This window comes from Sphaerospermopsis aphanizomenoides BCCUSP55, assembly GCF_001586785.1.
Taxonomy (GTDB): Bacteria; Cyanobacteriota; Cyanobacteriia; order Cyanobacteriales; family Nostocaceae; genus Sphaerospermopsis_A; species Sphaerospermopsis_A aphanizomenoides_A.
The window spans coordinates 1-20,558 of the sequence record NZ_LUFH02000105.1 but is presented as its reverse complement, the minus strand read 5'-3'; the positions used below and the strand labels follow the sequence as shown (position 1 = coordinate 20,558).

Annotated in this window: 16 protein-coding genes; 12 read left to right on the top strand and 4 right to left on the bottom strand. The window is 36.8% G+C overall.

What is annotated here, in order from left to right; translation table 11 throughout:
• Nucleotides 1-22: 22 nt before the first annotated feature.
• A complete protein-coding gene (locus A0J48_RS21865) occupies nt 23-493 on the bottom strand; it encodes a hypothetical protein (protein ID WP_234301087.1) in 471 nt (156 codons plus the stop codon).
• A 291-nt stretch (nt 494-784) separates the two neighbouring features.
• On the opposite strand from A0J48_RS21865, the gene A0J48_RS21860 reads away from it, so the two are divergent.
• From A0J48_RS21860 to A0J48_RS21830, 7 genes are all read left to right on the top strand, one after another.
• Entirely contained in the window at nt 785-922 is a 138-nt protein-coding gene (locus A0J48_RS21860; protein WP_200326697.1) for a hypothetical protein, read from the top strand.
• Nucleotides 923-1,249: 327 nt separating this feature from the next.
• Nucleotides 1,250-2,761, top strand: coding sequence for a restriction endonuclease-related protein (locus tag A0J48_RS21855; RefSeq protein ID WP_200326696.1), 1,512 nt, complete (start codon nt 1,250-1,252; stop codon nt 2,759-2,761).
• The gene (locus A0J48_RS21850; RefSeq protein ID WP_200326695.1) at nt 2,751-6,146 is read left to right on the top strand and encodes a pPIWI_RE_Z domain-containing protein; all 3,396 of its coding nucleotides are present in this window, start codon (nt 2,751-2,753) and stop codon (nt 6,144-6,146) included. The genes A0J48_RS21855 and A0J48_RS21850 overlap by 11 nt, the downstream gene beginning before the upstream one ends.
• A 2-nt stretch (nt 6,147-6,148) precedes the next feature.
• Nucleotides 6,149-9,259 carry an RNaseH domain-containing protein gene (locus A0J48_RS21845; RefSeq protein ID WP_200326694.1) on the top strand — a complete coding sequence of 1,037 codons (3,111 nt, stop codon included), beginning with the start codon at nt 6,149-6,151 and terminating at the stop codon, nt 9,257-9,259.
• A 728-nt stretch (nt 9,260-9,987) separates the two neighbouring features.
• Nucleotides 9,988-10,827 (top strand): nucleotide-binding protein, encoded by an 840-nt coding sequence (locus tag A0J48_RS21840; protein ID WP_234301086.1) that lies wholly within the window; start codon nt 9,988-9,990, stop codon nt 10,825-10,827.
• A complete protein-coding gene (locus A0J48_RS21835; RefSeq protein WP_200326693.1) occupies nt 10,799-11,605 on the top strand; it encodes a hypothetical protein in 807 nt (268 codons plus the stop codon). The genes A0J48_RS21840 and A0J48_RS21835 overlap by 29 nt, the downstream gene beginning before the upstream one ends.
• 497 nt (nt 11,606-12,102) lie before the next feature.
• A complete protein-coding gene (locus A0J48_RS21830; RefSeq protein WP_200326692.1) occupies nt 12,103-12,756 on the top strand; it encodes a DUF6753 family protein in 654 nt (217 codons plus the stop codon).
• Here A0J48_RS21830 and A0J48_RS21825 read toward each other — a convergent pair.
• Together A0J48_RS21825 and A0J48_RS21820 are read right to left on the bottom strand one after the other, a co-directional pair.
• On the bottom strand, nt 12,745-13,440 hold the full coding sequence (locus tag A0J48_RS21825) for a response regulator transcription factor (protein WP_200326691.1): 696 nt from the start codon (nt 13,438-13,440) through the stop codon (nt 12,745-12,747). The genes A0J48_RS21830 and A0J48_RS21825 overlap by 12 nt on opposite strands.
• 782 nt (nt 13,441-14,222) lie before the next feature.
• Nucleotides 14,223-14,672 carry a helix-turn-helix domain-containing protein gene (locus A0J48_RS21820; protein WP_200326690.1) on the bottom strand — a complete coding sequence of 150 codons (450 nt, stop codon included), beginning with the start codon at nt 14,670-14,672 and terminating at the stop codon, nt 14,223-14,225.
• A gap of 473 nt (nt 14,673-15,145) precedes the next feature.
• On the opposite strand from A0J48_RS21820, the gene A0J48_RS27230 reads away from it, so the two are divergent.
• The 5 genes from A0J48_RS27230 to A0J48_RS21795 all read left to right on the top strand — a co-directional run bounded on the left by A0J48_RS27230 (nt 15,146) and on the right by A0J48_RS21795 (nt 19,809).
• Complete coding sequence (locus A0J48_RS27230) at nt 15,146-16,474, top strand: hypothetical protein (protein ID WP_234301085.1); 1,329 nt, start codon at nt 15,146-15,148, stop codon at nt 16,472-16,474.
• Between the two features lie 323 nt (nt 16,475-16,797).
• Nucleotides 16,798-18,408: a helix-turn-helix domain-containing protein gene (locus A0J48_RS27645; RefSeq protein ID WP_200326698.1), complete on the top strand. Its 1,611-nt coding sequence runs from the start codon at nt 16,798-16,800 to the stop codon at nt 18,406-18,408.
• 27 nt (nt 18,409-18,435) lie between these two features.
• Nucleotides 18,436-19,035: a hypothetical protein gene (locus A0J48_RS21805; RefSeq protein WP_200326689.1), complete on the top strand. Its 600-nt coding sequence runs from the start codon at nt 18,436-18,438 to the stop codon at nt 19,033-19,035.
• A 94-nt stretch (nt 19,036-19,129) separates the two neighbouring features.
• Nucleotides 19,130-19,447, top strand: coding sequence for a hypothetical protein (locus A0J48_RS21800; RefSeq protein WP_200326688.1), 318 nt, complete (start codon nt 19,130-19,132; stop codon nt 19,445-19,447).
• On the top strand, nt 19,444-19,809 hold the full coding sequence (locus tag A0J48_RS21795) for an aspartyl protease (RefSeq protein WP_200326687.1): 366 nt from the start codon (nt 19,444-19,446) through the stop codon (nt 19,807-19,809). Before A0J48_RS21800 ends, A0J48_RS21795 begins: the two co-directional genes overlap by 4 nt.
• A gap of 45 nt (nt 19,810-19,854) precedes the next feature.
• On the opposite strand, the gene A0J48_RS21790 is transcribed toward A0J48_RS21795, so the two are convergent.
• The coding region (locus tag A0J48_RS21790; RefSeq protein ID WP_200326686.1) for a tetratricopeptide repeat protein at nt 19,855-20,558 on the bottom strand (704 nt) is incomplete at its 5' end.

Sequence of the window (20,558 nt, the reverse complement as noted above, 5' to 3'; positions counted from 1 at the left end):
CCTTTCTTTTGCAGTTTGTAAGCTAGTCACAAAGCGGCTTTGATAGTTTTCGGAGATGTCTATTAATTAAACTCTGCGGTGTCATCCCCAATCTCTGCGCTAAATTTTCATTGGGGAAGGAGTTGATTTCTACTGCTTGTTGATACTGGTATGGATACGCTGAACGCCGAGGTCTAGAGTTACTGTATCTACCAGAAGCGATCGCTTTTTCAATCTTTTCCAAGTGCTTGGCAATAGTTTCTAGTTTAACAGCCAGCTGTTCATCTTGCTGGCAAAGGTGTGTTTCCAGTTGCCCCAACTTTTCCTCCACCTCCTGTAACTCGGTGGTCGCTTCCAGTTTAGCACTGCTATCAAATTGTGAAATCAATTCCTGTAACCCTTGCAGTAACGCTGTTGTGTGACCATCACGGTGAATTTTTGACAGGTTACGTACTATAGGAATTAGTACAGTAGGCACGCGGATCATTTGGCTGGGTGGGGTTTTGTTATTCATGGCGATATCAGTTGTGATATCGAGAATTGTATATGAAAGCTAGTGGTGTGTGGGTTCGCGCATAAGATGAAATTTGAACAACGAAGTTATAAGGGTTTGGGGCAACGGAATTCGCGCATAAAGTGAAATTGCTTGTGGAGTAAGGCTTTTACCCAGAAAATCAATTCGCAGATCAAGTGAAATTTCCGCTCAAAACTCCAGTACACCAGCCATAACTATAATTTGGGGCATTTTGAACATAAATATTAATTCCTGTGAATATGCACAGTAGCAAAGCTTTTCTCTAAACCAATGAGTGCGATCGCTCAAACTCCTGCTCTATTTCCTTTTAATCTCACTCTACTCAACTTTAGAGATTTAGAAAATCATCAACGATTAGAGTGCTTTAACCAAGGATTTGATGACAGTATGGTAATGTTACGACATTAGGAATAAATATGGTGATGACATTGTTTTTTCAAGCAAATAATGGAACAACATTTTAGCTTGTCTACTTCAACCTATAATTGTCAACCAGCTATCCATCTTCGATTACTTCCAGATGAATAATCTCGCAACAGCAGAGCTAGTTGGGGTACAGCCAGTATAGGTATCCCGGCTTTACCCCTAGTTGGACATTGCAAAAAGATACATCATCGTAACATTTGCTGGGAAGTCTTCTCAGTAAATCTGTTCCCTTGATTCAGAAGTCCTATTGACAATTTTACATCATTTGATGTAAACATAGATAAGTGTAAAAGACTCATTTAACAATTCATGTACTTTGACGAAGTGCGTCAGTGGCAGGGAACAGCAGATGCGCTGACAAAACAGCTAAAACGCCAAATTGAACAACTAGGACTGTCAGTAGAATCGCCTACCCTGCGAACTGTGCGGTCATGGAGAGCAAAGCAACTCTTATCGCAACCCAAAGGACAAGAATTTGGATTTCGACAGATTTTAGAGGGATTGGCGATCGCTCTTTTACTGAAAATAGGTTGGACACTGACAGCGATCGCTCAAGTTTTACCAACCTTGGTAGATATTGATTTAGAATCACAAATTATTGCAGAAGCTGATGGTCAAGATCCGACATGGTTAACTGCAATTCAAACAACTTCTTTGCTATCGTCTACAGGACATCGGCAAGCAACTGATCTAGCTGAAAATGCAGTGGTGTTGTTAGCCCAAGGAATACTTCGCCAATATACACGAATTCTCTCAGGTCGCGATATTGTGCGTCAGGAGGACAGTATGCCACCTGAACTCTATCAAGCAATGTGCAAATTGGGTCGTTTGTACATCGAAGCAGGATTAAATGATAGGGCTGCTTGTGTGCATACTGTTTTAGACCGCGCTCGATACCCACTCAACGATGAAAAATGGAACTTAGAGATTTTTCGTCAGCCAGATTTTCGCTTTTCTTGTCTTACTCTCATCGATCCAGACTTGCGAGTACCAACTTCAGACTGTTCAGAAATTGCCAATCTGAGTGGGGCTTTTGGTGAAGACAATGTAATTGAACATCGTTTGTACACTGAGTTACGCGAAGCAACTGAACGACTGGGTAGCCGTCGTCGGCATAAAGCTTATACTGCTCTACGAGAGTTATTTGGCAGATACTCTCTAATAGGAGAACGCCAACTATTAGATTATCTAGTCAATCATGACTTAACCCCTTTACAGGGAATGGTTATCGACAAATTTTTCGATCCAGTGCCAGATATCTGGCTAATTGATGGGTTAGCACACCGCTGCGCCCACTGTGGCACACTGATGCGACCATATCCTCACAAAAAACATTTTCCCCAAGGGCGTTGTCCAATTCGCCAATGCAACAGTTGTAATCCGCCAAAAGTGTCGGAGAAATTAGATCCCAATCAAGACAATTTGCTGATTGCCAAGCCTCAAATACTCACCTATTGGACTGGCCCAGCAATTGATGAATTAGCCATTTTTGATGCAGCCCGACAAAAAGGTTTAAATGCTGAACTGTACCCAGAATCTGATCTCAGCGATGTGGCGATTAATGAAAGGATGATTGGAATTGATGCCAAATCATACACAAGCCCCGTAAGTCTAGCATTACGCCTAAACCGTAGTATTGGGGGACTAATTAACTATCGTCGCCGGATTCTTGCAGTTAGTGATCAGCTGCTTGAAGATAACCCAAACTACCTTTCTACCCTCAAGTCAACACTCGATAAAAAAGGTGATCCTGCCACTTTAGAAGTTATGCCAGTTTCCTCCGTACTAGAGTTTGTGAAAAGGATGCAATATGCGAATTAAGCCTGATTTTTGGAAAGGTGCAGAACGAATTTGCTGGCTTTGCGTCTTGATGGAGGAATTCATTGGTACTGATTCATTAGATTACGCACCAGTAGTTATGTCAGGCATGGCGAGTATCTTGAATGCACCTGCATTAAAACAAGCCCGTCAAGCCATTTTCAATATGCGCCAGATGTCATTAACTTATGTGACAAAACAGTCCGTCAAGCACGCAGTTGAAGTCTATAACAATCATCACTATTGCAACAAAACTAGAGGAACATACCAAATAGACTCTGAGACACTGCGCTTCCAAAGAACAGACCCTTTAGAAGATAGGTTAATTACCGAAGCACGTCAAGTTCTGAGTGCTACTTTATCTTATGAGTCACACAATACTACTGTTGCCGATCCTCGTCAGCAAATGGCTGTTTCTTTAGGTGAGGAGACAACAGCCGAAAGGATACCGATCTCTCCCATTACAGTACCTCTGGCTGCCCGTCGCACACATTCTCTCAACCGCTTACCAACAGGAAATATTTCCATTCCCTTATGTGAACTGCGGGATCTGGCTATTGAGATGGATGAGCGAGAGTCCCAAAATCCTGAACGAAGACCTGGTAGTTGGGCTAGGCGTTTTGAACGTTTCGACCTGATGGTATCAAAGGTTGGGGAGAGACTGCGGATAGATAACTTGTTGGATTTATCAGGTATCAAGCATTTAATTGGTTTGCCAGGGTCAGGTAAAACAACCATTCTCATGTTGATGGCGGTTTGGCTGGGAAGACATGGTTATAAAGCAATGTTTGTTTTTCCTTCTATTGAAGTAGCCAGACAATACATGGCTGAACTGGCATTTCATCAGGTTAAAGTGGGAATGTTGATGGGTCAGAGCGATGAAACTCGCCGTCGTCATGCAGATAATATAGCTGAAGCGATCGCCGCTGCTGGGGGTAATGGTGGTTTTGCCCATATCCTAGATCAGGCAGAAGTTTTTGGACTGAACTGCGTTTTACCAGCTTTTTCTACTGGTGATACCTCACGATGGGGCTTTGATGATGCTCCTTGTCAGGAAATATTGCAAGGTAAGAAAAGAAATGGACAGATGAAAAAATTACTTTGTCCCTTGTGGACAATGTGTGGTCGTAACAAAGCGCCACGAGATTTGATTGATGCAGATATCTGGGTTGGTCATGTGCGATCGCTTGATACTCAAATATCACCCCATGCCATTCCAGAACAAATACGATATTTTGAATTAATTGCCCGCACCTTTGACGTAGTGGTTTTTGATGAAGGCGACATGGTACAGTCGGATTTAGATACTTATGGCGCAGCGACCTTAAGTATTTCTGGCTCAGAAAAATCTATTCACAGGGTAATTTTAGAACAAATCCATAACCGTTTTGCTCGCGGTGAAAACTATCGACTATCTGATCGAGATATAGAACTCTACAGTCGTGACTTGGCGGAATTTGGTAATCATAATACTTCCCTGATTACTGCCGTTCAAAATATGTCTGAAGTGCTAGGAAAACGCTATGAAAGTCAATTGCTGACTGTATTGCGGATTGTTAGTGAACTACTACATGGTTTAGAGAAATCCTCCAAACGTGAAGACTTAAATCCCCAAGAGGGATTTAGCAAAAGTCGCGCCCTAACTGAATTTTGGGAAACAGCCGCATATAACGCTTTCTACGATCGCACAGGTGTGGAAAATCCTGAATGGTTCAAAGCCGATTTGTGCGCCATAACTTTAGGTCAAGACCGTGCAACCCTTGAGAATCAATGGCAGACTCTGATTCATCATTTCCGCCGTTACCTAGCTGAGAATCTGATTCAGCGACGAGACAAGATTGTAGAAGCAATTGCTGAATTATTTCTCAATCTCTGCTTTCTGGAACATTCACCCCCAACAGCAGGGGAAGATTTAATTAAATTACTGATAACTGTTACCTTCGTAATTTTGGGTTATCAGCGAATAGTACCAGGAACTAGAACAATGGTTGCAGAAGGTTTTATTCGTGAACCTATTGTGCAGCCACCCGTAAGTTCAGAACTCCGCAAAATGATTCCAGAAAGCATATTAGGTTCATTTTCTGGAGTTAAATATAGCTTTTCAAAAGCAAAAACAACTCGTACTGCTGACCGAAATGTAGAATTATCTTACATTACATTTGTTGGTGCGCCCCGGATGTTAATGCACAGATTTAATCGTTTATTGGCAGCAGACAATCAACATCCTGGCCCAGCCATTTTAATGACCTCAGCCACTTCATTTTTAGAAGCAAGTCCCGCTTACCATATTAATGCTGGACCCCATTATTTACTAAAACCACGTCAGTTAGAACATAATCCAGAAAGTAGTATTTATCGCTTTCAGTGGTTTCCAGATAGTGAACGTGGTGATGAACCTCTAAAATATAGTGGTGCTGGAGAACTACAAGAACGCAATCTTTTACTAATGGTAGATGCTCTGGTGCGGGGAGGAACTAAATCGGAAATTTATAAATCTATCCGTAACTTTGATGTAAAAAGTGGTGTTCATCGTAAAGCAGCTTTAATTGTTAATAGCTATGAACAAGCTCGCAAGATTAAAAAACATCTCAATGACTACTATCCTCAAATTGGTAGGTATACAAAGGCAATTGTCCAATCTCTTAGAGATGGAGAGCAACCGACTGATTTTGTGACTCGCGCTCAATGTGAGGCTTTGGGAGATGATGAAAACTGCCACATTTTAATTTTTCCTATGTTGGCAATTGGTAGAGGTGTAAATATTGTTTTCACTAAAGGAGAAAGAAACCTAGATGCAGCAATTGGCTCAATTTATTTCCTGACTCGTCCTCATCCCACAAAGGATGATATGCAGCTTTTGTATAGCCTGGCTGGAGAAGCAACACAAGAATTTGATAGTCGCGTTTTTAGTGAAACAGAAGACCTAAAGGCGATCGCATCTGCTTGGCAAGAATCTAGAAAAGAACTGTGGAAAACGGCTAATCGTTTGTTACGTGAACCCTTGATGGCCAGCCGTTTAGGAGATAAACTATTTAAACCATTTACAGCCAATCAAATGATTGCCATTTTGCAAACAATTGGGCGGGGAATGCGTAACGGATGCCCAGTTCAAGTTTATTTTGTGGATGCAGCTTGGGCTAATCAATCCACAAAAGGTAAACCAGATTCTGGTCGAGATAGTATGCTGGTGCAAATGCGAATTATCTTAGAAGAATGTATGAATCACCCTAATTCTGAGATTCGGGAAATATATCAAGAACTTTATGGTGCATTTCTGAAACCTATGCAGCATATTGAAGGAGTGATTTATCCTGATGAACTAAGTTCATCATATTCTTCAGATGAAGAAGATGGTTTTGATGATTTTTCACAATTATGGGAGATGTAATAATGAACGATAATTTATTTTTTGAACCTGCACAAAATGAAACTCTTTATATTCCTTTAGGGAACCCCAAGAGTCTGAAGATAGTTCCCTCAGCCTTTACTGTACCAGATAACATATCTCCAGTAATAGAGAAAGGTTTTACTATTGCTTGGACAAAGGAAGCTCGTGCAAATTTTGCAGAGATTCAAAAAGCAATTGACAAAAAAAATCTCCCCTATGCTTCACTTCGAGGATATCTAGAAGTAGTCCTCGAAAATGCAGCACGAATTGAATCAAATGTGGGTTTGAGTAAGTATGTTTTAAACAAAGTAGATGAGCCAGAAACTTTTGTTTATTTAATTGGTGGTACTGAAGCAGAAGTAAAAGATAAATTACGCCCAATCATTAATGAATGGATAACTCTTTACCTTAGACCTTTTGTTGAAAAAGAAAATATCTCCGCAAAGATAGTTGACCATTTAGAAGACTTGCAAACGAGAGGAGAATTACTAGAAATTTCTGCTTTTGAATCTCAAATTTTACCCTGGGGTTGGTCTAAAGATACAGGTACAACTAATCCAAAAGATAAATATTCTTTTCCAATGTTAGCAGATTATGCAGCCCGCCAAATTGCTGGAAAAGAAATTTTTCAAGGACTAGGGCCAATGAAACGCATTATTTCCAGTAGTGGAGGAAATTTTAACTCATGTATTGCAGAACTAATTACTAAACCCATCACCATAGATGGTAAAAAAGGGAAATTCAGTTTATTGGTGCGATTGGAAGTTGTAACTTATCCTTCTTTACACCAGCCATTATTGAAAGTTGATGTTTCCAAACGGCGTTGGATTAGTCAGTTTAAATCTTCTATTTATGACCGCAATAAGATTAGTGGTTTCATGTTTTCTCAAGAATATCCTGACCGTGCCTTTAGCTATACTTTACAGTGTAAACAGGATAAACATGATAAACAAAAAAAATGGGTGACAGATACAGATTTTGAAACCCTGCGAAGACAATTAAAACTGCCTCTACAATCTTTTGATGGGCAAAAAATTGCATTAGGAAAAGCCTCAACTGACATCTGTGATGTAGTTCTAACTGCGCGTTATGGACTTCAAGACAGTTCAGACGCATCCGGGATTAAAGCAGGTGTACCAGAAATTGATAAATTAGAAGCTGTTGAGAATATTGCTAAAATTCTAAACCCATCAGAACTGCAAGTATTTGAGAGTTATTACCCCGTAGAATCTGAGTATACTCATAAAACTGATGATACCGCATCACGCATGATTAATCTTCCTACATTGCTTGGTGGTGTTTTGGAAGTTATCGACAAAAATTCCAACTTAGAATTAACTCCAACATACCTAGAAAAACTGGAAGATACTCAACTTAAAAGCTTACTAAAAAAACACTTTGGCATCAGTTTAGAAGCAATTTATGGTGGAAAAAATTCTCTTCAATCTAGTGATCAAATCAATGAACTCAAAGCTATAATTGAAGCGAATAAAGAAGCGATGCAGCGACTTTATCCTGATGAAAAATTGTCGCTAATTATCTTTTATGAAGATAACTTACAACTAGAAGCTTTAGAACTAGAAAAGAAACTTTTGCAGGAAATTACTCGCCTTTTATGGGGTGATACACTCGAAATTATTGTCAATCGTCTACCAGCAGATACCCACGGGCCGCGAGATATATTACCTGGTAATACTTTAAATGCTAAACAGCGTTCTGAAAAACGAATTGAAGCATGGCAGCCTATTGCAGAACAAATTAAAAAACGAGGACAGCGAACTTTTTGTTTAATAGTAGCAAGGAAATTTTATTCAGATTCTAGTAGCGAAAAAAGTGCTAAACCTGATGATAAAGTTAACAAAGCTTCAACCCGCCAAGCACTATCTACAATGGCTGGTGCTTCCGTGCAGTTTCTCTTACCAATTAACAAAACAAAGACAACAAATTGTCTCAAACTCGGAGATTTCTTCCATCGAACACAGGCAGCTTTAAAAGATTTGCTTTTTGCCCATTCTGGACGCATTGATGATGTAAAAGAGAAAGTGGATAAATATCTGGAAAGAATTCCAGATGAGGCTAGACCAAAAGAGATTTTAGCAATTACAATTGTTCGCAAACAAAAAGGTCGCTCTCGTGGTCGCATTGAGAATACATTTTTACCAGTGGCTATGCGTCTCAACGTAGAGACAGGAAAATGTGAGCTTTGCTGTGCTTACCAAGACAAGGCAGGAAATCTAGAAATCAGCCCTTGGAAAAACTTTTCTGATGCGCTTGCTTTTATTTCCCAACTCTCTCCAGTGACACTGGGTAAAAACGATGTACGAAATACTCGATTCATGAAATTTGTGAAACAGACTATTTCTAACTCAGTGGAAGAAAATATGCAACCATTGGTAATGATTGATTCTTCCAACTGCGTTAAACTATGGGGTTGGTTAGCTGATACCAAAATGAATGCTAATCAAATTAATCTAGGACATCAATACAAACAAATGCAAGATGAATGGAAAGGTGCAAGATTGATTAGAATTCGTCAAGAACTTGCACCGGGAATTATTGATAAAAAAGTCCGACTGTTAGCTGAAACCTCATTAGAAGATACACGGACGAAGAAGGAACTCACACCTACATACGAAATACCTTCTGCATCTAGTTCTATGGATTTATTCCGACTCAGTGCGACTGACAAAACTGGTTGTGTTGCTTATCTATCTGTGGGACGGAAAACATTACATCAGTATACACGTGGGCAAAGCTGCTATCGCTCAACCCCAGGACACATTGCCAAAAAAGCTGATGATTCCCAAGACAAAATTAACAACAAAGCTGGATTAGAGGTACATCAACTCTCACCACAACCCCCATTTGTGAAGCAATGGCCTACTCCAAATCCCTTGGAGATTGTCGTTACCTTGCGACAAGCAGATGATAATCCTGATGATCTGGCTTTGCTTGTAGAATCATTGCGCTATAGTTTTGGTCATTATGGTGATTGGACTTCTTTACCCGCACCCTTATTTTTCGAGCGTGTTGTGCGGGACTACATTAGTGATTTTGCGATCGCTGCGCTGAACGAAGATATCGAAGATCAAGAGATTGAGAGAGACTCATAAAGGGGTTCACCATGCCAAAATACTACTACACTACGGCGTAAATAGGGCTTGCTGAATAAACATGAAAAGATTACAGGTAAAGGGTTTGAGCCGTTTTCAGGTAAAAAGTGCAAGCTTTTACGGGGTGGAAACTTAAAAACCTTGCATTTAATTCCTACTCAAAGGAAAAATCGGTCTTATCCAACTCTTGAAACTGTCACCTGTCACCTGTCACCTGTCATCACGACAAGACTTTTTCAGCAAACCCTAAATACACTTGCCTTTTACAAGAGTTTCTACAGATTTTTAACCAGCTTTAATAGTAGGTTTACTTATGCCAAGCTGTGCTAGTTTTATCGCATTCATCCACATTATGATATCGCATCAATCAAGTATATGTTCGTTTTTTGAGTTGAGATATGCATTGAGCCGGGATCTCGGCTCAATGCCAGATAATGTTGTAAGCATCTGATTATCCTACCGCATTATGTACCCTGCTTTGCTAATTGAAGTACAAATTGAAAAGAGGAATAATCAACCAAAATAAAATACGTCAAAAAGCCTACCGTTTTACATCAAATGATGGTTTTTGAATAAGTCAAAAAGCTGTAAAAATAAAACTGACACATTTCATAAAATTGAAAATTAAGTTCAACGATAGTTAATCATAAATTAACTCAGATAAAATGCAGCTTATCTTGTTAATTATCAAAACATCTTCAATATTGAAGCAAATCATTGCTTAATTTATGACTAGAAAAAGGAAGAAAATCACCGTGAATGAAAATGAACAGATACCAGCAAATGAAGAAACCACAGAAAATCAACAGTTAGAAACAACTGAACAAACAGGAAGAATAGTGATTATCACTGGTGATAAAGGAGGTGTAGGTAAATCCACATTTGCAAGAGGATTACTACATTTATATATCAACAAACAGTTGAAGTATTTAGCTTATGACTCAGATCATCGTAATGCCCAATTGTATAGACATTACGACTCAGCACAGCCTGGAGTCAAGCTACTTGATATTTTTACAAGAGGTGGTGCAGATGATTTACTAATAGATTTAGAAAAAGAACTTCCCCCACTGGTATTAGTAGATTTACCCGCCCAGTCAGGTCTATTTTTTGAGAATTTTGAGAAAGACTTGGGTGTATTTGATGCTGTCAAAGGCTTAGGATACAGAGTCACAATGGTAAGTGTACTATCCAGGGTAAAAGACTCAGTGAATATATTACGAATTCTTCACAAATACTGTGGTGATCGCGTTGATTATGTAGTTGTGAAAAATCTATTCCACGGTGAAGCTGATAAATTTGAACGCTATGACAGTTCCGATACTCGGACTAAACTTTTAGCAGCTGGTGCAGTAGAAATTAAAATGCCAGATTTGTTTTTCAAACCCTATGACTATATTGATGAGAAAAACTTAACTTTTGGTCAAGTTTTAGAGGATAAAGAAGCCAACATTGTCATCAAATCTCGTGTTTCAGCTTGGTTGAAAGAGTTTGAACAAAGCGTTTTAACTGCTAATCAATTATTGGGGATAAAAGAGAATGCAGTCGTCACAGATCAAGCCGCATAATCAAAATAATTCAGGTATTATCCCCAATCCTAAACGACTGGTAATGACAGTTGGTGATGCAAGGGTAGGTAAGTCAACTATAGCACGTTTGTTGATAGAGATTTATCTAGAATCAAAACTAAATCTCAGAGTTTATTACAGTGGTAATCGCAATAAGTTATATGCTTATCAGCTATTATTACCTATTGGTCAATTGCCATTAACCAAAGGTGGTGCAGACCAATTATTAATTGATTTAGAGACTTTTTCTGATGTCCAAGTAGCTTTGAGTGACTTACCAGGACAAAATTTTGAAGAGTTCCGACAATTTGCACAAGAGGTTATGCTGTGGGATGCCATTGCACAATTAGGTTATCGTATTACATTTGTGCATCCAATATCATATCGTCGAGACTGCACAGAATATTTACAAGAACTTTTTAATTGTTATGGCAATAAAGCGGATTACATCATTATCAAAAATCTGTATTTTGGTGACGAATTTCCTTACTATGATGGTTCTGATATCCAACAGCATATCCAAACAAGTAGAGGTGATGAATTGTATTTAGGGAGGTTATGGAGAGATAGTTATGAATTAGTAGAATCTTTGGATTCACCTTATAGTTATGCAGTACAAAATTACGAGATAGATTTTATGAACCGTTCTCGTGTGTTTAACTGGATGGAAGAATTTAGTGGGCAAATTAGCAATAATAAACATATTGAGGAATTATTGGGTTTATTAAACATTACATCGTCATTGGATTTAGAGAATCAATTAAATAGCGATTTTTAAGTTTTTGTGTCAAAGTTACAAATTACAAATAGACTGTAGTGAGATTATAAGCTGTTGTACCTTTATTTTGTATAAACACTTCTGATATAATGCGTACCCCATGAGAGTTCTAATTTTAGAAACTATGTAAATTAAATAACCGACAGTTTACCAGTTTCTAATAGTGCCTCCAATCCCGCTAAGGATAACTAATTTTTAATTCAGAGTTTAATTAGATTTGAGAGGATAAATGTGTTGTTAAATTTTAGATAAAAGGTATTATACAACATACAAAACTCAGAATTAAAAAAATTAGGTTTTGGAATCAACGGTCAAAAAATTTTTTATATTTTACTACAACTTATATGTTAGTTAGTCGGTTATTTATTATTAATAATTATTTTATTAATTATTTCTTTTTAGTAAATAATCAAATTAGAAAGTATGTGGAAAGTTTCAGCACGATAAAAACAGACACATTATCTCTATCGAAAAACTTACAAAAGGTACATTAGCTTATGAATACATCTGTAGAATCTACTTTAGATACAACATTAGCAGGACAATCAGACCATTTTAAACAGAAAGTTCTAGATGTAGTTAGACGTTCTGGTATCAATCCTAAAGATCCGTTGTTTTTGGTATTAAGTTCCCTGGGTAAATTTGAGGTCTTAATGGAAGACATCCCAGGGAAACTTAACACTGTAGTAGAAGGTTGGACAACAGAAATAGATGACAAACTTGATAAAGCATCAAGTGTAGCCATTGTTCAACAAAAAAGCGCGATCGCCAAAGCAGTATCAACCTTGTTAAACACAGCAGAACAAAAAAAATCTAGATCCGTCTTTAATCCTTTAATAGCCACTGGTCTGGTATTATCTGGTTTGTTTGGTGTTGTTATGTTGACTGGTAATATAATTTACCTTTGGAGAGCTAGAGGTTTAACAGAACCAGTTCGCTTGACCTTAGAAGAACAAGAAATTTTGAATTGGGCTAAGTCAAAAGACGGAGAATTTGCTCGTCAAATTATGAAGTGGAACGATTTTGACCTGAGTGTTTGTCGAGCCAAAAAAGCTCAATTAAAAGGCAGATGTATGATCTGGGTTGTGAATAATAACGAACGACAACGTTATCTAGAACAATTAAATCAAAAATCACAGTCAAGCCGTTAAACTGATTTCACTTTTTTCAGGACTATCTATAAGTCCCTCAGCTATTGCTTTCATAGCAGCTTGAGCGCGGTTTTGACAAGCCAGTTTAGTTAAAATCCGATGGACATGAGACCTCACAGTACCAACACTTAAAAAAAGCTTGTTGGCAATTTGATTATTTCTATCACCTAAAGCAATCATTCGCAAAATCTCTAATTCCCTAGAACTAAGTGAATATTCATGGAAAACTCGTTTCTTTTTCATACTGAGAGGAACTGCCAGAGTTTGAAGGTGTAAATTTTGAATTAATATTTTAGCGATCGCAGAATCTAGCCAATGTTCTTCTGTGTGCGTAACATAAATAGCTTCTGCTAACTTTTCTTTGGCTATCATTGTCGTGCAATATGAATTCGCACCAGCAACAAAAGCTTCTCTAACAGAGACTTCTGTGGCTTGGGCATTAAAAATCACGACTTTAGTATTTGATGTTTCTTGTTTAATTTGCCTAGTAACTTCCACACCAGCACCGTTTGCCAAAGTCGAATTCACAAGAGCTATATGTGGTTTGTGAATGTCAATGATTTTTAATCCTTCTGATGCTGTTTGGGCTTCTCCACAAATCTCGATATCATGAGCAGCAGAGAGTAACATTTTGATACCATATCGACTCAACTCATGGTCATCGATAATTACTGTTTTTATCATGTTGTTCACCTACTATGTTTGCGGTTTCTTCTGATTTGGCAGTATTAATGATGATATTTAGAGATGGTAACTTATCTTGTAAGTTAAACAGATGACAGATGTAATACTTTAAGATTTTTTTAATATTTGCATAGCAAATTTTCTTAAATTTTCTAAAATAGGATGTTAATTATTTTACTTATAAATAGTTAAAACCTTGAATATGGTTTGTAAACTTGCAAACCATAAATAGCTTAGATTGCTTTGTAAAAATAACTATTCCTCATGGATAAAATTGTTGATATATGCACTAAAAACTACTTTACTAACGTTTTAGTTATCAAAAATATTACTACATTATTCTACTAGAGAGGAATTGTTATAGATATATGTAGAAATTACGTATATCCAATGATTTTGGGATTACTCTCGCCTTCAAGAATAATGGAAGTGATATAGGACTATCATTTGATTTAGAGTAATCCAGATTAACCAAAACCTTATGGGACATGGGTTAGAGTCTAAGCATACCTAGCAAGAAGCAAATATAATTCCTACTAAATCAACTCACACATAACAAAACTAACTATAAAAACAACATTCGTAAGGTAGATTTTTGAGAAAATTTCCATTTGAGAGTTAAGAAGTGAGACTCTAAAATTTCTTATTATTTTCATTCATGTAAGTCTAAAGGTAGATCATTACCAATAAAGATGCACAATAAATTGAATTTTTGCAAAATTTTTATATCTTTTGATAGAAGGCAAATTAAAAGTGATAGGCATAGCATTAGTTTATGCCCTTTATGCACTTTGAGAAACTAAATTTTTATGTGCGGACTCAGGAACTAACTTTTTTTCTGCCAAAAGAGTCGCACTCCTAGATATAACATCTAAAATATCAGCTGTCTCAAGCTGAATAATTTGGTCTAAAAGATCCTGTTTAATTTCTTCGACAGGGCGATTTTTAAAGGTGTTGGCATAATTCAATGGGCTATTTTCCCAACGCTGACGATAGGCAGATAAAGATATATGACCGTCTAGATACTCTTGTAAAGATTCACTATCACCACCACTCACTTTTGCCAAGCGCAGAAAGTTTTTAGATTCAACTTCAGGAACAACTTTCGCTTTTAACCATCTATACACGGTTGTAGTATCAACACCTATTCTTTCAGCTAACTTTTTCTGAGTCCAACCTTCTTCTAATAAATGTTCAATTAATTCTGCTAGTCGTTTTTGACGTTCTTGCATAGTAGAAAACCTGGTTCTACCAGTTATAAAATTTACTTATTATTCCACTTTATCTTTTTTATCATAACGTTGGCAAATTCAAAAAATTGATATCTAGCCCTTAAATTGACTTAAAAGTAGCTACTGCATAAGGTTTTTGGGCTGATGTAGTACATTTGCCAACATTGCTTATTTGGAAATAAGCATTTAGCAAAGCTCAAAGTGGGTGAGGCTTGCTGATTTATTTTATTTATTAATTTAAGACAAAACCTCTTTCCTTTACAAGAGTTTGAGAGAAATTCTCTATCAAGTATCTACCACAAACCAACAAACATTTTGGATCACATTGGCATGGAATTGTTAAGAAATTATAAATACTATGCAAGTCTAAATTGCATTGTGCAAAGATTTTAATTGCACGGTGCAAAGTTAAAAAATCTACTTGACTAAGCATCCGTCAACAAACAAGGTGTCATCACTAGGAAAGCGAAGTTATGGCCTATATGACGGAATCTAGGCGAGATCCTGTGAATGGGGGGGGAAACCAAACCAGGTTACTTTCTGATTCTACCGTATTTGAGGATACAAGAAATCTTCTCCTGGAAGACAAAAGTGATCCAATGGGGTTAGAGACTGACTCTGAACAAAATCAAGCTGATAGTCAAGGCGTATCAAAGATAGAAAATCAGCTAAATGAGGCTGAAACTTTAGAACTAGATAAATTAGAAAAAAGAATTGAAAAGGGTTTAAGAGGATTTTGGGAAGTAGGTCAGGCTTTGGATCAAATTCGAGATAAACGACTTTATCGCCAAAACTATAAAACCTTTGAGGAATATTGTCTCAACCGTTGGGAATTCTCCCGTCGTTCTGCTTATCGCTTGATACAAGGTGCATCGGTTTATGACAATCTAAGACGTGGATCTCAAACTCCTGAAAATGTGACCCGTGGATCACAAAATTCTCAGGGTGCTACCTGTGGATCTCAAACTCCCGAAAATGTGACCCATGGATCACAAAACTCTGGGGATGCTACCTGTGGATCTCAAACTCCTGAAAATGTGACCCGTGGATCACAAAACTCTGGGGATGCTACTTGTGGATCTCAAACTTCTGAAAATGTGACCCGTGGATCACAAAATTCTGGGGATGCTACTTGTGGATCACAGACTTCCGAAAATGTGACCCGTGGATCACAAATTAAAATTCTGCCCACAAACGAACGCCAAGTTAGACCTTTAACAAGCCTATCCCCAGAAGAACAGCTAGAAGTTTGGGCTAAAGCAGTTTCTACAGCACCCGCTGGAAAAGTCACATCTGGTCACGTTGCCCAAATTGTTAGAGAGTACCACCGTGAGAATTCAGGGAATAAGTCTAGAAAAAGTTACTCTTTTGACAAGCAACAGCAATCAACTAATGATTCTCAGCAGTCATTAAACCGTAGCTGCTGGAATTGTCTGTATTGTAGTCGGGATTCGGTAAAGGATGATCCACAAAGTTTTTATTGCGATCGCCTGGGTAAATTAAGTTTTGTTGAAAAAAACGGCAACCAACGGGGTGCAGAATGCGAATACTGGACTTACCGTTTCGGAGAATCTTCTCAAGTCAGAAAAAATGTCATCCCATTGCGAGAAACTTTTAACGTGAATTTACAACTTCCAGCACATTTACAACCTCTGCTGCAAGATGCTGCTAAAGATTCAGGGTTAACTGTTATGGACTGGTTGACAAAACTGGTAGAAGAAAAGCTTTCACACGAAAATGAAAATCAAGATACAGATGTTGATGAAAATTTCGTGGGTAATGTAGTTTCAGAAGTTGCTTGATATTGAGGATTTTAAGCCAAGAGACAATATCTGAGGCAGATAGAAATGAAAATCCAAATAAAAACTCTTGATAGCTTGAATGGTGTAGCCATAGCTTAATCAGCATTCATCAACATTAGTTTTTGCAAGAGGCTTACAAGTAGCAGGTTTTAAAAAGCAGCAATTTATTAATAAATAACAAATTTAAAGGTATATGGGTGTTCCTTATATGCCTATAAATCTTGTGCTTATGAAAATAAGTTTCAACAGTATTTTCAGTATTAACAGCGAAATGCAACTTCTAATCATGTCAACTTTTGGTAATTTAGGGGAGGACAGTTTTGGTGTCAGTAGGAGAGAATAAGAGAAGGTATCCAAACCCTGAATTATCAGGCTATCAGTTAGCAATACCTTACTCACCAGATGCTACACGCAAAACTGGAACTGCCACTATTGCTAATCCACAAATACCAACAGCAACTAAGCGACTCAGAAAAGCTAAAAACCTTCCTTTCACAGAACAACCGCTATTTATAAACAATAACTACGAGATGACAGCAACAGGTGCGCCAATTATTAGTGCTACCCAAGCATACCTTAAACAACCTGATTGGAATAAGTATAGTGATGGCAAACTTTACTTTTCAAAAGAATTTGGTAAAGGGCGTTATATTGAGTTCTACATACTTCACCAACAAGCACATCAACCACAATATATTTTAGACTGTGCAGAACACCAAATCATTGAAAAGTACGGTGTAATGGCTGCTAGATTACACGCAGTATTTGCTACTTATGCCACACAACAACGAGAACCTTGGAAACAGCCTTTTATCCTGCGTGGTTCAGAACTAATTAAGACGCTGCAAATATATAAAAGTAAAAAATTAAGTAAATCACAAAAACTAAAAGCTATAGCAGATTTGGCTATGGTTGTTGGTACTTTAGGAGCGGTAATTCAATGGTACGAAGGCGATTTAAATCTTTGTATTAAAGAACGTTGTTTATTGTGGATGGTAAGTGTACAGGAATATAGTCAGCCGAATTTATTTCAAGAACCGGAAGATTTATTAGAGGTGATAATTCGTGTACAGCCTGGACTGTGGACTTATAATTTTCTCAATGCTGAAGGAGAAAAAGCAAAAACTGCACTTTATCAATGTGGGTTTATTCCCAAACAAGTCTTTGATTTAGATGCACATAAACATAAACTAGCTTTTGAACTTGCTTTATATATTATTCAAAATAATCGCGCTCATAAAAATGGTACTTACACAATTCATAATTTATTGAGTAATATCTTACCAGGTTCTCAAATTGAAAAAGCAGTCAGTGATTATCGGTATGGTTGGCGATTGAGAGAAGATTTAGAAGAAGCTTTTCTGCTATTAAAAGATAAAGTTAATATGACAATTGAGTTTGATGATCAAACCTACCCAATGTGGTTAAGACCTTTGTGGGCAATACCAGAAGAACTAGCTCATTTATCACCTCAAGAAAGAAATCAAAAGTTACTGGGGAAGAAGAAGTTGCCAGATAATTATATTCAAAATGTTTTATTACCTGCTAAGTTAAGTTTTAAGTTACCTCCTTTACAGATAAATAAAAAGAAGTCATTCAAAAATCAAAAAAATACAAAATTTCAAACAAAATCTAATAAAGCAGGGGTAAAAACACAAAGTCAGGTTGATGTTGTCATAAATAATTCTGGCATAGCTGAAACTTCGGGAGTAAGGAATGGTAAAGTAACAGTTAGGAATATACCTGTTATCAAGGAAATAACTGGCAGCTTGGTTAAACAAATGAGAACAGCTAAAAAAATGAGTCAAAGAGATTTTGCTCATGCTGTAGGGATGAGTCAAAGCTGGGTCAGGGATATTGAGACTAAGGATAAAGATGCACCTATTCCTGAAAAGTATACTGCTATAATTAAAGAGGTTTTAAATTTTCAATAAGCTGTTGATAATCATGAGGTAATAGCAATGGCTTATAGCGATTTTAGCTTAACTAAGTTTAGGAATAATTTTCATATTACAATCAAGGAAGAAATTGATTTATTTGCTGCTGTAGAACCTATAGAAATCAGTGAAAAATTAACCAGCACTTTGGAAGAAACTACAGAACTCGCGTTAGCAATAAATACGGAAAAAGCACGCTCAGAAATGATTATTACGCCAATTTTATTAGAAGTAAGGCGTAAGGCTAATTATCAAATTAGTTTATTTTCTGGTACAGATTTTAATGTTGATGTTGAGAAAGGTTTAAACGGTTATTGTGATTTTGTTATCAGTCGTTCTAGAGAACAGTTAACAATTAATGCTCCTGTGGTAATTATTGTAGAAGCTAAAAATGAAAATATTAAAGGTGGTTTGGGTCAATGTGCAGTATCAATGTTAGCAGTACAGTTGTTTAATGCACAGGAAGGTAATGAAATTCAAACTGTTTATGGTGCTGTAACAACTGGAGATATTTGGAAGTTTTTAAAGTTAGAAGGAACAGAGATATTTATTGATTTGAACAATTATTATATTAAGGAGTTAAACAAGATTTTGGGTATTTTGTGTCAAGGTGTTGAGGGTTGAAAATTAATCTTCTCCAGTGCTGCATTCCACGCTCTAAAATAATGAGGATGTTTTATAATAGTGTAGAGACAATAATTATATTGAGGTAAAAAATATGGCTCAAAGTCCATCAGAGAGAATTGTCAGACGTGGGAGAGTATTTCCTGAAATTCAATGGACTGAGGAACAAAAAGCCCAAGATAGAGCGAGAAGAGAAGCATTTTATCAGCGTTGTTGGGCGATTTTTGAGCGTTTAAAACCAGAAATACTCGATAAATACTATGGGTGGTACATTGCTATTGAACCTGATAGCGGTGATTATTTCATTAATCAGGATAAGGAAGTAGCTAGTAAAATGGCTAGGGAAAAGTATCCTAATGTGATTCATCATATTTTTGGCATTAATGAAACGGGAGTTAGTGGCAGAATATGATTGAGGGAAGATTTGGTGAAAATGGCCAAATTTATTTGGAAATTGATTTAATTGATGGGGATATCAGTCTTCCTGTAGAAACAATGTTAGATACAGGTTTTACTGAATTTTTAGCTATGAATAAACAAGATGTCCAAAGTCTTGATTGGACTTTTTTAGGTCAAGATAAATTAAGAACTGCTCAAGGAGAAACAAAATTTGATGTTTATAACGGTAGGGTAATCATAGATGGTCAAGAGTTTGAAGTTCCTGTATTTGCTGGAGATGAAATACAGGAAATTTTACTGGGTTCTCGATGGTTGAAGTTATTTATTTTGGTTGCTAATTATGGCGAAAATAGGGTAAATTTAGAGTTAATCTAATGATTTGTTTTTTAGGTTACACTTACTTTCCTTAAAGTCTGAATATCAACTATTCATGGCTTTTAATACTCGTTCAATTTGTTTAGGTGCGTCAATTTGTTCAGGACTCCAAAGATACAATGCTTTGTTGAAATATTCTTCACTACTAGCTTTATTTGCTTTTTTTTGATAGGTTAATGCTAGTTGAAAGTAGGCTTCTGCTAAATCACACTTTGCGCCTATTTTTTCTAATATTTTAATTGATTCTTGATGATAGCTAAGGGCATTTGTAAGGTCGCTTTGGATTCGGTTAAGTTCCGCTAATCCTGTTAATGCTTTTGCTAAAAGCTGAATAAAATTAACTTTCTTAGAATATTCAATACAATGACGATAATTATTTTCACTTTCATATATATTTTGTAAATTTTGATAAGTTTTAGCTAAATATAAAAAAACATAACCTTGACTTTTAATGCCTAAATGTTTGATTAAATTATCATTTTCAAGATTTTTAATACAAACTTTTGCTTTATCAAATATTCCCAAACATGAATATAAAAATGCCAAATGAAATAGTGCTGAACCAGAGCGAGAATACAAATTTTTATTTTGACATATCTGATTGGTTTCCTCAAATGTATTTATAGCCTCCTCTATTTCTCCTAATTCCTCTTGACAACGACCTATATTATATAATGAGTCTATTTGAATAAAATTATTATATTTTTCTTCCGATATTCCTTGAATATTTTTATTAAACAGTTTGATAG

What these genes read in the sequence shown, in the direction of transcription:
- A0J48_RS21865 (WP_234301087.1), bottom strand. Translation starts at nt 493, where the DNA reads ATGAATAACAAAACCCCACCCAGCCAAATGATCCGCGTGCCTACTGTA.
- A0J48_RS21860 (WP_200326697.1), top strand. Translation starts at nt 785, where the DNA reads ATGAGTGCGATCGCTCAAACTCCTGCTCTATTTCCTTTTAATCTCACT.
- A0J48_RS21855 (WP_200326696.1), top strand. Translation starts at nt 1,250, where the DNA reads ATGTACTTTGACGAAGTGCGTCAGTGGCAGGGAACAGCAGATGCGCTG.
- A0J48_RS21850 (WP_200326695.1), top strand. Translation starts at nt 2,751, where the DNA reads ATGCGAATTAAGCCTGATTTTTGGAAAGGTGCAGAACGAATTTGCTGG.
- A0J48_RS21845 (WP_200326694.1), top strand. Translation starts at nt 6,149, where the DNA reads ATGAACGATAATTTATTTTTTGAACCTGCACAAAATGAAACTCTTTAT.
- A0J48_RS21840 (WP_234301086.1), top strand. Translation starts at nt 9,988, where the DNA reads ATGACTAGAAAAAGGAAGAAAATCACCGTGAATGAAAATGAACAGATA.
- A0J48_RS21835 (WP_200326693.1), top strand. Translation starts at nt 10,799, where the DNA reads ATGCAGTCGTCACAGATCAAGCCGCATAATCAAAATAATTCAGGTATT.
- A0J48_RS21830 (WP_200326692.1), top strand. Translation starts at nt 12,103, where the DNA reads ATGAATACATCTGTAGAATCTACTTTAGATACAACATTAGCAGGACAA.
- A0J48_RS21825 (WP_200326691.1), bottom strand. Translation starts at nt 13,440, where the DNA reads ATGATAAAAACAGTAATTATCGATGACCATGAGTTGAGTCGATATGGT.
- A0J48_RS21820 (WP_200326690.1), bottom strand. Translation starts at nt 14,672, where the DNA reads ATGCAAGAACGTCAAAAACGACTAGCAGAATTAATTGAACATTTATTA.
- A0J48_RS27230 (WP_234301085.1), top strand. Translation starts at nt 15,146, where the DNA reads ATGGCCTATATGACGGAATCTAGGCGAGATCCTGTGAATGGGGGGGGA.
- A0J48_RS21805 (WP_200326689.1), top strand. Translation starts at nt 18,436, where the DNA reads ATGGCTTATAGCGATTTTAGCTTAACTAAGTTTAGGAATAATTTTCAT.
- A0J48_RS21800 (WP_200326688.1), top strand. Translation starts at nt 19,130, where the DNA reads ATGGCTCAAAGTCCATCAGAGAGAATTGTCAGACGTGGGAGAGTATTT.
- A0J48_RS21795 (WP_200326687.1), top strand. Translation starts at nt 19,444, where the DNA reads ATGATTGAGGGAAGATTTGGTGAAAATGGCCAAATTTATTTGGAAATT.